Annotated in this window: 12 protein-coding genes and 1 pseudogene; 7 read left to right on the top strand and 6 right to left on the bottom strand. The window is 70.5% G+C overall.

All coding sequences use genetic code 11. The features are described from left to right. Positions 1 to 20: 20 nt before the first annotated feature. Positions 21 to 398, top strand: coding sequence for a response regulator transcription factor (locus tag CFK39_RS06375; RefSeq protein WP_089064761.1), 378 nt, complete (start codon positions 21 to 23; stop codon positions 396 to 398). Here CFK39_RS06375 and CFK39_RS06370 read toward each other — a convergent pair whose 3' ends face one another. Together CFK39_RS06370 and CFK39_RS06365 are read right to left on the bottom strand one after the other, a co-directional pair. Beyond that, complete coding sequence (locus CFK39_RS06370) at positions 399 to 2096, bottom strand: ATP-binding protein (RefSeq protein WP_172805647.1); 1698 nt, start codon at positions 2094 to 2096, stop codon at positions 399 to 401. Positions 2097 to 2146: 50 nt separating this feature from the next. Beyond that, on the bottom strand, positions 2147 to 3736 hold the full coding sequence (locus CFK39_RS06365) for a sensor histidine kinase (RefSeq protein WP_089064759.1): 1590 nt from the start codon (positions 3734 to 3736) through the stop codon (positions 2147 to 2149). Positions 3737 to 3964: 228 nt separating this feature from the next. Between CFK39_RS06365 and CFK39_RS17455 the strand changes: the two are divergent. Together CFK39_RS17455 and CFK39_RS17450 are read left to right on the top strand one after the other, a co-directional pair. After that, positions 3965 to 4324: pseudogene (locus tag CFK39_RS17455) on the top strand (response regulator transcription factor); the annotation flags it as partial. Further along, positions 4313 to 4927, top strand: a complete 615-nt coding sequence (locus CFK39_RS17450) for a winged helix-turn-helix domain-containing protein (protein ID WP_420836215.1) — start codon at positions 4313 to 4315, stop codon at positions 4925 to 4927. The pseudogene CFK39_RS17455 and the gene CFK39_RS17450, both read left to right, overlap by 12 nt. Here CFK39_RS17450 and CFK39_RS06350 read toward each other — a convergent pair. Then, a complete protein-coding gene (locus tag CFK39_RS06350) occupies positions 4920 to 5429 on the bottom strand; it encodes an Hpt domain-containing protein (protein WP_089064756.1) in 510 nt (169 codons plus the stop codon). The two genes, CFK39_RS17450 and CFK39_RS06350, sit on opposite strands and share 8 nt — an antisense overlap. 254 nt (positions 5430 to 5683) lie before the next feature. On the opposite strand from CFK39_RS06350, the gene CFK39_RS06345 reads away from it, so the two are divergent. Genes CFK39_RS06345 through CFK39_RS06335 form a run of 3 tightly spaced genes read left to right on the top strand, consistent with a single transcriptional unit; the run spans position 5684 to position 7860 of the window. Continuing rightward, positions 5684 to 6241, top strand: a complete 558-nt coding sequence (locus tag CFK39_RS06345) for an alternate-type signal peptide domain-containing protein (protein ID WP_157697086.1) — start codon at positions 5684 to 5686, stop codon at positions 6239 to 6241. A gap of 42 nt (positions 6242 to 6283) precedes the next feature. Beyond that, the gene (locus tag CFK39_RS06340; RefSeq protein WP_089064754.1) at positions 6284 to 6856 is read left to right on the top strand and encodes a hypothetical protein; all 573 of its coding nucleotides are present in this window, start codon (positions 6284 to 6286) and stop codon (positions 6854 to 6856) included. Then, positions 6853 to 7860 carry a hypothetical protein gene (locus CFK39_RS06335; RefSeq protein WP_089064753.1) on the top strand — a complete coding sequence of 336 codons (1008 nt, stop codon included), beginning with the start codon at positions 6853 to 6855 and terminating at the stop codon, positions 7858 to 7860. Before CFK39_RS06340 ends, CFK39_RS06335 begins: the two co-directional genes overlap by 4 nt. 362 nt (positions 7861 to 8222) lie before the next feature. Here the strand turns inward: CFK39_RS06335 and CFK39_RS06325 are convergent, their stop codons facing one another. Continuing rightward, positions 8223 to 8579, bottom strand: coding sequence for a hypothetical protein (locus CFK39_RS06325; protein ID WP_089064751.1), 357 nt, complete (start codon positions 8577 to 8579; stop codon positions 8223 to 8225). Positions 8580 to 8703: 124 nt separating this feature from the next. On the opposite strand from CFK39_RS06325, the gene CFK39_RS06320 reads away from it, so the two are divergent. Then, positions 8704 to 9414: a signal peptidase I gene (locus CFK39_RS06320; RefSeq protein WP_089064750.1), complete on the top strand. Its 711-nt coding sequence runs from the start codon at positions 8704 to 8706 to the stop codon at positions 9412 to 9414. A 61-nt stretch (positions 9415 to 9475) separates the two neighbouring features. Here the strand turns inward: CFK39_RS06320 and CFK39_RS06315 are convergent, their stop codons facing one another. Continuing rightward, positions 9476 to 10324 (bottom strand): helix-turn-helix transcriptional regulator, encoded by an 849-nt coding sequence (locus CFK39_RS06315; RefSeq protein WP_089064749.1) that lies wholly within the window; start codon positions 10322 to 10324, stop codon positions 9476 to 9478. Positions 10325 to 10595: 271 nt separating this feature from the next. Further along, positions 10596 to 11672, bottom strand: a complete 1077-nt coding sequence (locus CFK39_RS06310) for a patatin-like phospholipase family protein (RefSeq protein WP_245822950.1) — start codon at positions 11670 to 11672, stop codon at positions 10596 to 10598. Positions 11673 to 11830 lie beyond the last annotated feature (158 nt).

The following is an 11830-nucleotide window of genomic DNA, read 5'->3' as shown; positions in this document are numbered from 1 at the left end:
TCAGACAGCGGGGGAGCGACATGGCGACAGCACTCGTCATCGAGGACGACGACGACATCCGAGGTCTGCTCGAGGTGGTGCTGGAACAGGCCGGCTACGCCGTCGCCGCGGCAGCCACCGGCGCCGCCGGGATGCAGGCGCTCGCTGTGCAGGAACCGGACCTCATGCTGGTGGACGTCGGGCTGCCCGATGTGGAGGGCTATGACCTGGTGCGGCAGGCTCGCCCGCTGATCAGCGGCCACATCGTGATGCTCAGCGCCCGCTCCCAGGAGTCCGACGCCCAGCTGGGGCTCGAGGCGGGCGCCGATGAGTACCTCACCAAACCGTTCCGCCCCCGGGACCTGCGCGCACAGCTGGCCGGGATCGTCGCCGGGGCCGTCGGCCGCGACCCGCGGTGACTACTCGGGCGCCTCGGAGCGGGCCGTCGCGCCGCCGGCCCGCTCGGTGCCGTCCAGTGCGAAGTGGAGCGTGAACGCCGACCCCTCGCCCGGGCGCGAGCGCACACTGATCTGCCCGCCGTGGCCCACCACGATCTGTCGGGTCAGGGACAGGCCGATGCCGTGCCCGGCGATCGCGCTGTCCCGGGCCGTGCGGGTGCGGTAGTACGGGGTGAACAGGTTCGTCTGCTCCTGATCGGACATTCCCATCCCCGAATCGATCACGTTCAGCTCCACCTGGGTGCCGCGCACCCCGGTGCGCATCAGCACGGTGCCGCCGCGGGCGGTGTACTTCAGCGCATTGGAGAGGAGATTCCCCACCGCCTGCTGGAGCCGCTGCTCATCCAGCGGCAGCTCCGGGGTCTCCTCCAGGTCGAGCTCGAGCGCGATCCCCTGCTCCTCGGCCCGCAGCGCGAAGGACTCCGCCGCCTGCTGCGCGATCTCCGAGAGCCGCCGCGGCCGCAGCACCAGCTCCTGGGTGCCCGAGCGGGCCACCTGATCGGCCAGCAGATCCTGCACGATCAGCAGCAGCTGCTCGGCGTTGCGGTTCGCCACCTGGAGATACGAGGCCGTCTCCTTCGACAGATCCAGATCGTCCCGGGCCAGCTCGAGGTACCCGATCACCGAGGTGAGCGGGGTGCGCAGCTCATGCGAGACCGCGGCGACGAACCGCTCCTGGGACCGGACCGTCTCGATGTACGTGGTGACGTCCGAGAACACCACCACCGCACCGGAGCGCGCGCCCTGGCGGTCCAGGATCTGCCGCGCCGAGGTCGAGAAGGCGACGGCCCCGCGACCCGGCGGCCCGATGTCGACGACGTAGTTGTCGAAGGTCTCCTGCATCACGGCACGACGCACCGGCCGCTGCGGGGGAGGGATCGGGGTGCTGGTGCCCGGGTAGCGCACCAGCAGCCGCGCCTCGTCCGGATCGTGGTCCTCCTCGGGGGTGGCCAGGGCGTGGATCCGGTGCTGAGCCCGGTTCATCAGCAGGTCGTTGCCGTCGCGGTCCACGACCACGATCCCCACATCCACGCTGTCGATGATGTTGTGCAGCAGCTTCTCCGAGGTCGCCGCCGCGTCCAGCAGCGACTCCTGCTCCTGCAGCGCCGAGGCCAGCCGATGGTTCTGACCGTCGAGCAGCGAGAGAGCCCCGACCGTCAGCAGCCCCATCTGCAGCACGATGAACGGCAGCAGGAGCGAATGCACGATCACCAGCGAGTCGATGTGCGGGGCCCGCACCAGGGCCGGCAGGGCGATCAGCGCAGTGACCGCCACCACCGAGATCACCACGCCCAGCAGGCGCGCGCGAGCGGCCAGCCACAGCACGGGGAGCAGGACCAGCAGCGAGACCGCGATGGAGCTGTCCCGCAGCATGTCCCGCATCAGGGCGACCGAGAGGATGTCCAGCACCGGCACCAGGACGCTCCACGCCGGTGGACGCGCATCCCACTCGATCACGACGGCGAGGACCGTCGTTCCCGCGAGCACGCCGAGCGCCACCAGGTACGGGGGCGCGAGCACCAGCTCGGGATGCGAGATGGCGATCAGCAGCGTCGTGCCCAGCATGAACGCCGTGAAGTACAGCTGCTTCGAGGTGGTGCCGCGGGTGGGGGAGACCACCCAGCCGGCCCGCTCGGTCCATCTGTTCAACGACTCCATCAGACGCCTCCTCGACGAGGACGGGCGAGCAGCAGGCCGCGCTCGGTCCGTCATGCGGTGCCCTCCTCGGCCGGACCCTGCACCGGCAGGCGCACCGTGAAGGTCGAGCCGACGCCCTCCTGTGAGGACACCAGGATCTCCCCGCCGTGCGCGCGGACGTAGCCGCGGGAGATCGCCAGCCCGAGCCCGGTGCCGGGGATCGCGGCCTTGCGCACATGCTCGGTGCGGTAGAAGTTCTGGAAGAGCCCGGCGAGCTCGTCCTCGGTCATCCCGATGCCGGTGTCCCGCACCCGCAGCTCGGCCCAGTCACCACCCTCGGACCGCTCCGGCCCGGTGGGATCCTGCGCCCTGCGCAACGAGACGGTGACGCTGCCTCCCTGCCGCGTGTACTTCACGGCGTTGGAGAGCAGGTTGTCGATCACCTGGCCCAGCTTCACGGCATCGGCCCGCACCCGCAGGCGGGTCGGCAGCTCGGAGGTCAGGTGGACCCCGTTGCGGCGCGACCGCACCTCGACGGACTCCACGCTGTGCAGGGTCAGCCGCACCAGGTCCACGTCCTGCACCGAGATCGTCGAGGTGCTCGCGCTGACGTCGAGCAGGTTGCTCACCAGGGTCAGCAGCCGCTCGGCGTTGCGGATGGAGGTGCTCAGATACCGCTCGAGCACCGGATCGGGGTGGGAGTCCAGGGCCAGGTCGAGGTAGCCGATGATCGAGGTGAGCGGGGTGCGGAACTCGTGGGAGACCTCCGCGACGAACTGCTCCCGGGAGCGGATCGCCCCCACCAGATCGGTGACGTTCTGGAAGACCACGACGCTCCCGTCCCAGCCCCCGTCGGCGTCGAGCATGGGGGTGGCGGAGATGGCCAGCTGCTGCTGGCTGCCGTCCGTGCCGATCGCGACGATCCGTCCCTGGAAGCTCTCGCCCCGCAGGGCGCAGGCCACCGGGCGGTCCTCGGCCGGGATCGGCGTCGTCCCGTCGGACTCGAACACCAGCAGCTCCGCTTCCGCGCCGTCGGCCTGCCCGGCCGGCAGGCCCAGGAAGTGGGTGCGCCGCTGGGCGGAGTTCATCAGCACGTCGTGACCCTCGCCGTCCACCACCAGGATCCCCACCTCGGAGGTCTCCACCACCGTGTGCAGCATCCGGTTCTGGGCGGCGGCGTTCTCCAGCGAGGCGGCCAGCTCGCTGCTGGTGCGGTCCATGCTGCGGGTGAGGACGCTGGCGGCGATCGCGAGCGCCAGCATGAGGAAGGGGATCACGGCCGGACGGGCAACGTTCTCCTGCACCAGGGCCTGCGGGAACAGCGCGGGCCCACCGAGAGAGGGCGCCCAGGCCACGGCCGCGCTGCCGAGGACGCCCAGGGTGATGGCGAGCACGGGGCGGATCCCGGACCAGGCCAGCCACACCACCGGGAAGGCGGAGAGCAGGGTCATGCCGTCCAGTGCATGGCGGGCGGCGCTCCAGAACGGGGCGATCGCCACGAAGTCCAGCAGCGGGATCGCCCAGTAGACCATCGGCGGGAACTTCTGCCACGGCACCGTCCCGGCCACCGCGGTCAGCAGCAGGATCCCGCCGAGACCGCCGAGGAGGTGCGGCGAGGAGGTGGCGATGTGCGGCGCGACCACCAGCACGGCGAGGGTCACCAGGAGCGCGGAGAGCGTCAGCGGCAGCTGGGAGAGCAGGATCCGCCGCCGCAGGGGAGGTGGGCGAAATGCGGGGCAGGGCGGCTCGACGGCGCCGCCGTGGCAGTTCTGCTCGACGCCTTGGTCATTTTTCCTGTTTCGCCCCGCTTCCAGGTGTGACCTGGCTCTTCCTTCGACACCTGTCCACGGTATCGTGGCCGTGTCCAGGAGTTCTGAGGGGTGTGAGAGATGGAGAGGCGTGTCGCGGTCGTCGTCGAGGACGACGCGGATATCAGGGGACTGATGGCCGAGCTGCTGGGGCAGTCCGGATTCACCGTGCACCAGGCGGGCACCGGCGCCGCGGGGGTGGCGGCCGTGCGCGAGCACGCTCCGGCGGTGGTCACCGTCGATCTGGGGCTGCCGGATTTCGACGGCTACGAGGTCACCCGCCAGGTGCGGCGGTTCTCCGACGCCTACGTGGTGATGCTGACGGCCCGCACCGAGGAGATCGACACCCTGCTGGGGCTCGAGGCCGGGGCGGACGACTACGTCACCAAGCCCTTCCGGCCCCGGGAGCTGCGCGCGCGCATCGAGGCGATGCTCCGTCGGCCCCGCACCAGCGGCTCCCTCCCGGTGGTCCCGGGCGCCGCGGCAGCAGAGCCGGCCGCCGCGCCGGCGGCGGATGCACCGGACGCCACTCTCGAACCGGCCGACTCAGCTGCGCCCGCACCCGTGCCGCCTCCGAGCTCGGGGGTCCCGGCGGGATCGGCACCCAGTGGGTGGTCGGCGCCGGTGCCCGCGCAGACTCCCGCCGTCCCGTCCCCGCTGCCGGGCTCTGCCGCACCGGCCCCGCACGCAGAGCCCGCCGTCGATGCCCGTCTGGAGCTGGACGGCCTCGCGCTGTATCCGCAGCTGCATCGCGTCGACGCCGCCGGGCGCGAGGTCCCGCTGACGCCCACCGAGTTCCTGTTGCTGGAGACGCTGCTGCGCAGCGGCCAGGTGGTGCGCTCGAAGGCGCAGCTCGCCCGCACCGTGCGGGGGGACGATGCCGATGCCGGCACCTACGTCCCCAAGGCGGACGAGCGCTCGGTCGAGGTGCATGTGGGGAACCTGCGTCGCAAGCTCGCCGACGACCCGAACGAGCCCCGCTGGATCCAGACCGTGCGCGGGGTCGGCTACCGCATGGCCGGGCGGCCGGTCGCCGTCAGCTAGGTGGTGCGGGTCTTCTCGCAGGGGGCGCATCTGTCGCAGTGCAGGGTGCCGCGATCGCGGTGCCGGGAGCGCCGCCCACTCGGCGCAGGAAGGCGCGCAGCTGCCGGGCGGTCTCCGCAGCGAGACGGCGCAGGCATGCCATGCGCTCGGCCCGTCGGGTGAGGGCAGGGTCCCTCTTCCCGGGTGCCGGGGCGAGGGCCTGGCCTTCGACGGCGCCGGCAGGTGCCAGCCAGGACGGACAGCCTGCGGACTCCTGCTCGAGGTCGGCGGCCTGCTCGGCGAGGGCCTGCGCCCCGGCCATGACCGAGGACGTCTTCAGGCTGAGCACCGCATCCTTCCAGTCGTCCTGATCGGCGCAGTCCAGAGCGCGTTCGAGCCGGGCGATGCGCTGCTCCAGGAGGGCGAGATAGCGGCGGAGGAATCCGCAGAGGGCGTCGGAGCTCCCCAGCTGTTCGCCGAGCCGATGCAGCACGTCGTCATCGAGAACGGGTGCGGTGGGCATGGCCCCATCTTCTGTCGCATACCGCAGATCCTCGGCCCGTAGGCGCCAAAGATTCCCTCAAGTCTCGCGGCAGCGCCGCCGCCGCAAGAACCGCTCAAGGCGGCCCTGGAGAATCTGCGGCAAATTTTGCGCAGACGCCCACTCGCTCCCTGCGGATCGCTTGAGGGGCCTCGCCTTGAATGGAGTCATCGGGACAAGAGGCCCCGACCGGACACCTCGCCGGAGCGCCTCTCCACAGACTCAGGAGCACACAGATGAACAAGTTCGCCAAGGGATCCGTCGCCGCTGGAGCCGGTCTCGTCCTGCTGCTGGGCGGAGCGGGAACGCTCGCCTACTGGAACGACACCGCGGAGCTGACCGGTGGGACGATCAATACCGGAAAGCTCGAGCTGGATGCCGACCAGGACATGCTCACAGAGTCCATCGAGAGTCAGTCCGACCTCTGGGTCCCGGGTGATGAGCGTGCCTTCGCCACGTCCCTCACCCTCACCGCCGACGGCACCAACATCCAGGGCACGATCGCGCTGGAAGAGAGCTCGATCATCGGGGACACCCCGGGCGCCGATGAGTTCGAGATCCAGACCTCGTTCGACCTGGACCACGTGGAGATCACCGGAGACGGCGAACTCGAGTCGGATGGCGAGGGAGGCCTCATCTTCACCGGCAGCGGCGTCTACGAGATCCCCGTGACCGTCACCGTGGAGCTCCCGTACGGCGACACGGCGACCAATGACTCCAGCGACATCGACGTCGATGTGTCCGGCATGTCCTTCACCGCCGAGCAGTCCCCGGTCATCGCCCCCGCCGGCTGATCCGCAGCCCGCCACCACCCCGACTGCCGCGAGGAGCCCCGCATGTCGCCCACCGCCCCGCACTCCCGTGACCTGGTCACCGCTGTGGCGGGGCGGCGTGCCCGCACGCGAGGCACCTCCCCTCGTCGGCCCGGAGCCTCCACCCGGCGGCGGATCGCCGAGCGGCTCCTGGTCGCCGCGCTCACAGCCCTGGTGCTCACGGTCGTGCTCTCCCAGATGGGCGGCACCTATGCGTACTGGTCCGAGGAGGCGACGGTCGATGCCGGCACCCTCACCACAGGGACCGCTGCCCTCACCGCCCACGGCGAACCCGGTCCGGTCAGCGGCCTGAAGCCCGGCGAAGAGGGCCTGCTGCCCGGCGACGAGGTGCCGTGGACGGTCACCCTGGAGAACACCGGCGACGTCCGGCTGGAGATCTCCGTGACGGCGACCGGCACGATCGCGGGTGTCACGCAGCCGGTGGACGTCGTCCTCGACGACGCCGACTCGGCACTCCTGCTGGAACCGGGCACCGAGGCCTCCCGGACACTCTCCCTGATCGTCATCGCGCCCGACTCCCTCCTGCCCGGTGAGACGATGGACATCACGCTGCTGTTCGAGGGGGTGCAGAGGTGAGGAGCGCCGAGACCCCGCATCGCGTCCTGACCGCGCTGCGGGGAAGAGCACGCCGGGTTGCCGTCCTGGTCGGAGCGCTGCTCCTGCTGGGCACTGCCACGGCCGCCGCGTACTGGGTAGCGTCCGCGCAGGTGCAGGGCACGGTGGAGGCCTCGACCGTGGGGCTGGTCCAAGAGCTCGGACCCGTCGGCGACGCGCCCTCCCTCTCCGGCACCTATACAGCCCGAGCTCCCGCACTCGCCGGTGTCGTCTCGCTGAGCAACACGGGCAGCCGCGCGGCGACCGCGACGCTCACCGTCGCTGCGCGCGGAGGGGCCGTCATGGATCCGACGCTGAGCGAGGCCGTCCAGGTCGCAGTCGCTCCGGTCGGCAACGCCACGGAGTGCACCCCTCAGCGGGCGATGTCGACCTCGGTGCGAGGGACCCCCGCCTCCGGCGTGACCCTGGACAAGGTTCAGGTCGATCCGGGGCAGACTGTCGTGGTGTGCGTGCAGACGTCCCTCGCTGCGGGCGACCTCGCCGTGCACGCCGGGAAGCAGTTCGAATTCACGATCAGCTCCTCGCTCCGCTATGCCGACGGTGAGCAGTGGACGGTCCAGGCCGAGCCGCTGACCGTCTCGCAGAGCATCGAGAAGGATCGTTTCGAGGACCTCCCCAGGATCGAATTCGGCAATAGCGGCAATGATCCCACGGTGAAATGGAAGGCCGTGGACAAGGGCGACCTGTACCGCCTGTCCATGGCGCATGAGAGCACTCCGAGAGATCGTGTCCCGTTCCCCTCCGAGGCGGATTCGCAGATCTCGGTGGCGCAGATCGTCGTCCACGGCGAGACTCACAAGGATTTGCTTCAGGAGTTCGTGGACTCCGACGAGGACGGGGACGGCCTTGTCCGGCTGTACATCGAGACGAGCAAGGATGGCGGGCAGACCTGGTCCTTGACGGCCTACGCGCAATTGCATATCTCGAGCAAGGGCAATGGCGGCATCAAGGTGAAAGGCAGTTGACGTCACCGATGATCGACTTCATGCGACGACGTCCTCACCTGCAGGCGACTGCGACCACCGTGCTCGCGCTCGCGCTGCTGCTCCTGCTGGCCCCTGCGCCGTCGGCCCGTGGAGATTCCGGTCCCCTCGAGTACTCCACGGACGGCATCACCTGGACGTCGACGCCCCAGGGCCTGCTCTTCGACACCGACCTCGTGATGGTGCCCGGAGGATCCACCAGCGTCGCTCTCCACCTGCGCAGCAATGCTCCGAGCACCGGAATGCTGGACGTGGCGCTCACCAACGTGCGGGTCTCGGAGGAGGAGGCCGCAGAGGCCTTCGGGATCAGCGCGACCACCGCTGCCGGGATCGGTGTGGACGCCTCAGGCGTCGGCCTGCCCCGCACCCCGCTCGCGGAGCTCGGCGAACGCACCCGGGTGAGCCCTCCGCTCGAACTCGACCCCGGGCAGAGCGCGCTGTTCACCCTGACCCTCGACCTGGCCGCCCACCCCGACGGGACCGGGGCTCAGAACAGTTCCATTGCCCTGGACCTGTCCATCGTCTTCCAGGACGCCGCTGCCGCCGGAGACGAGGGCACGGGCTCCGGGCCGGAGCAGCAGAAGGAGCAGATCATCCCTGCGTTCCCGTCGGCCGGCGGCGATCCGGGCGGAGAGGCTCCGCCGACGGAACAGGAACCGCCAGCCGAGCAGCCGCGCGAGGCCGGCACGACCGGATCGCACGCCGACCAGCGCGGCCGCCTCGCGGCCACCGGCATCGCCCGCGGTCTGATCGTCGCGGCCCTGGGAGTGACGCTCATGGGAGGGCTGCTCCTGCTCATCAGCCGGCGCCGACGGGACCCGAGGAATGAGCGCCCAGAGCCCCGGGCCGAGGGGCGAGGACAGCGGCGAGCGGGCCGAGCCGAGGGCCGACGAGAGTGTCGAACCCGTCGAGCCCGCACCCTCCCAGAGCGCTCCGCGCCCAGGTCGCACGCGCGAGGTGGCCGGGGCCCTGCTGAACGGGCTCAGCGTCGGCGTGCTCCTGCTGATACTGGGCCTCGGCGTCATCACCGTCGCCCTGCCCGCCCTCGTCGGCGGGATGCCGCTGTCGGTGCTCACCGGCTCCATGCGCCCGACCCTGCCGCCCGGCACTCTCGTGGTGGTCAAGCCCGTCCCGGTCGAGGAGATCGGGGTGGGGGACGTGATCACCTTCCAGATCGAATCCGGGAAGCCCGCTGTCGTGACCCATCGCGTGATCGCCCGCAGCGTCGACAGCGCCAGCGGCGAGGTCCGCTTCACCACCCAGGGCGATGCCAACAACACCCCCGATCCCGAGCCGGTGCGGCCCGCGCAGGTGCGCGGGAAGGTCTGGTACGCCGTGCCCTACCTGGGCTGGGTGAATCAGGCCGTGGACGGACAGACCCGCTCCTGGGCCATCCCCGTGCTCGCCGGAGTGCTGTTCCTCTATGCGGCGTGGACCGTCGGCTCCGGGGTGCGGGACCGGAGGCGCGCGAAGCGCGAGCGGGTCGAGCGCGACGCGTCCTCGCGCGAATCGTCGTCGCCTCCGCCGAGGACCTGATACCCACCGAGCCGCCGACATCGGATCAAGGCTGCGGATGGCTCCGCGTCCCGTGGACAGTTCAGCCGACGGGGAGGATGCCCGCCATGAGTTGAGAAAGGGTGCGGTCGGAGTTCCGCCTCTCCGCCTCGTCCCCGGTCAGGTTGTCCATGATGGCTTGACCGACAGAGGTGAAGCAGATGCCGTCACCGACCACGATGTCCTCCAGCTCCGGCCACTCCGCGCTCACAAGGTGGATGCCTCGACCAGACGGGGAGCTCTCGAGGCGCAGCACGGAGGCGACCATCGAGAGGTCGGAGACGTAGATCCTCGGAGAGTCGGTGAGCCCGGCACTCGGACTCTCGAGAGCAGTCGTCAGGTCCGACACGGCGTAGGTGAATCCGGCCTCGTCGATCCGCAGAACGAGATCCCGCCAACGGCGCCCCTCGCCGACGACGAGACGAGGCATCGCCGCACGGCCCTCCCTCGAGACGACGCTCGCGTGATGCGAGAGGAATTTGATGCCCATCGTCGTGGGCGCGTCCGAGAGCCACCCAGCACGATGCCAACGCTGCCACCACGCCTGCAGCTCCGCCGGACCGTCCAGAGCCGCAAGGATCGCTGGCCCCGTCGGTGCTGACGTCTCCGTCGGAGTGCTGCTCCCGCGAGCGAGCACGTGGTCGAGCACGCGGTCGAGCACGAAGCGTGCAGCGACGGCGGCCGACGCATCACCCGTCGGGACGATCCACTCTCCGTGGAGCATGAATCCGGAAGACTCCAGGATGCGCGTGAAGGTCCCCCAGGTGGGATCCAGCTCGCCCTTCTCGATCCGGCCGACGGTCGAGGGGCTCACCCCGCACAGCCGTGCAAGATCCGCACGGGTGATACCGACCTGATGCCTGATCCCGCCGAGGATCTGCGACGCGTCCATAGGACCTCCCGCCTCCTCGTGGTACAGCCCGTCGGTGGGCAACGCTTCGTCAGCTGGCTCTCTCCCTGTGGTGTTCCGGAGAGTGCCTCTGGTGTTCCGGAGAGTGCCTCTGGTGGTCCGGAGCGTACCTCCCACGCGTTCAAGGAATTGCGGATCCGCAACTTCGTGAACGACCTGACACCCTCCCGGTGCTGCGTGACCGATCCCGGACCCGATGCTGTCGATCCCTGGCGGCAACCTGCCCGGTCCGACCTGCTGCCGGGCCTCACGCTCACGTCTGCCGGAACCGCGCCTTGTACGTTTCGAAGTCCCATGCCTCCCGTGTGCCCGTGCCGTCCAGGAACTCGGTCGCGGCGCTGCGTCCCGTGCGGTACAGCAGCTCCTGCTCCGCTTCGCTGAGATGGAACTGGGTGGAGCGCACGGCGGAGGTGTCGATGAAGATCGTGCGGGCCACGGCGTGGGAGGAGTCGACGTGCAGGCGGTCGAAGAAGCCGGTGACGGTGTCCGCCACGGCCTTGCCGAAGCTCAGTGGCCCCGTGATCCGGTTCTGCACTCCGCGATCCGGGTCCGGCTTGGCGGAGAGCTTGATGCCGAAGGTGGGCCAGCGCGGCTCCTTGCCGCCGGGCCGGTCGAACACGGAGACCGGGAAGTTCGAGAGCATGCCGCCGTCCACCAGTACCGTCGGCTTCCCGCGCAGGTTCTTGCGCCGCACCGGGCGGAAGAACAGCGGGATCGAGGTCGAGGCCCGCACCGCATCGACCACCCGCAGTGCGTCAGGGGTGGAGCCGATGATGCCCGCGTCCAGCGGCAGGTAGCGCAGCCGCCCGGCGGACAGGTCCGAGACGGTGACGATCAGGCGATAGGCGTGCGGACCCCCGGGCTCGACCCCGGGGTCGGGGTCCCGGTAGTGCAGATCGGCGAAGGTGCCGGTGCGGTCCGGTGCGCCGTGGAGGGAGAGCTGCTCCTCGAGCCAGTCGCAGAGGTAGGTGCCGGGGTGGATCCCGTTGTGCAGCAGGATGCTCAGCGCCTTGCCGGGCAGGGTGCGGGTCCACCATGGTCCGTCCTCGAAGCGGCGGTAGTCCGTTTCCCGCAGGATCCGCACGATCTGGTCCACCGGGATCCCGGCGGTCGCCAGGGCCCCGGCGATCGAGCCGGCCGAGGAGCCCGCCACCCGGTTCACCCGGTACCCGCGCTCCTCGAGCACCTCGAGCGCACCGGCCAGGGCGATGCCCTTGACCCCGCCGCCCTCCAGCACCAGGTCCATGCGCTGGGTGCCGTCGGCCGCGGCCGTGCTCTGTCCCGCGCCGTCGGCCGCGGGTGCGGGGGAGGTCGAGCGGGGGATGCTCATAGGTCAAGAGTAGGCCCGGGGGTCCGACACCGGAAGGGCCGGTGCAGGTGGTCTCCCCGGCCGCACCAGCTGCCCTCGTCGTTGTCCTTCCCCGTCGGCGACGGGAGGAGGATGATGGACACCACTGGACCTCTCCCCGCTGCCTGCCCCGATCCGCC

The organism is Brachybacterium avium (genome assembly GCF_002216795.1).
Lineage (GTDB): Bacteria > Actinomycetota > Actinomycetes > Actinomycetales > Dermabacteraceae > Brachybacterium > Brachybacterium avium.
The sequence above is the reverse complement of the archived record's forward strand: the minus strand, read 5'-3'. Positions and strand labels throughout refer to the sequence as shown.

What these genes read in the sequence shown, in the direction of transcription:
- CFK39_RS06345 (WP_157697086.1), top strand. Translation starts at nt 5,684, where the DNA reads ATGAACAAGTTCGCCAAGGGATCCGTCGCCGCTGGAGCCGGTCTCGTC.
- CFK39_RS06370 (WP_172805647.1), bottom strand. Translation starts at nt 2,096, where the DNA reads ATGGAGTCGTTGAACAGATGGACCGAGCGGGCCGGCTGGGTGGTCTCC.
- CFK39_RS06340 (WP_089064754.1), top strand. Translation starts at nt 6,284, where the DNA reads ATGTCGCCCACCGCCCCGCACTCCCGTGACCTGGTCACCGCTGTGGCG.
- CFK39_RS06310 (WP_245822950.1), bottom strand. Translation starts at nt 11,672, where the DNA reads ATGAGCATCCCCCGCTCGACCTCCCCCGCACCCGCGGCCGACGGCGCG.
- CFK39_RS06350 (WP_089064756.1), bottom strand. Translation starts at nt 5,429, where the DNA reads ATGCCCACCGCACCCGTTCTCGATGACGACGTGCTGCATCGGCTCGGC.
- CFK39_RS06375 (WP_089064761.1), top strand. Translation starts at nt 21, where the DNA reads ATGGCGACAGCACTCGTCATCGAGGACGACGACGACATCCGAGGTCTG.
- CFK39_RS17450 (WP_420836215.1), top strand. Translation starts at nt 4,313, where the DNA reads ATGCTCCGTCGGCCCCGCACCAGCGGCTCCCTCCCGGTGGTCCCGGGC.
- CFK39_RS06320 (WP_089064750.1), top strand. Translation starts at nt 8,704, where the DNA reads ATGAGCGCCCAGAGCCCCGGGCCGAGGGGCGAGGACAGCGGCGAGCGG.
- CFK39_RS06315 (WP_089064749.1), bottom strand. Translation starts at nt 10,324, where the DNA reads ATGGACGCGTCGCAGATCCTCGGCGGGATCAGGCATCAGGTCGGTATC.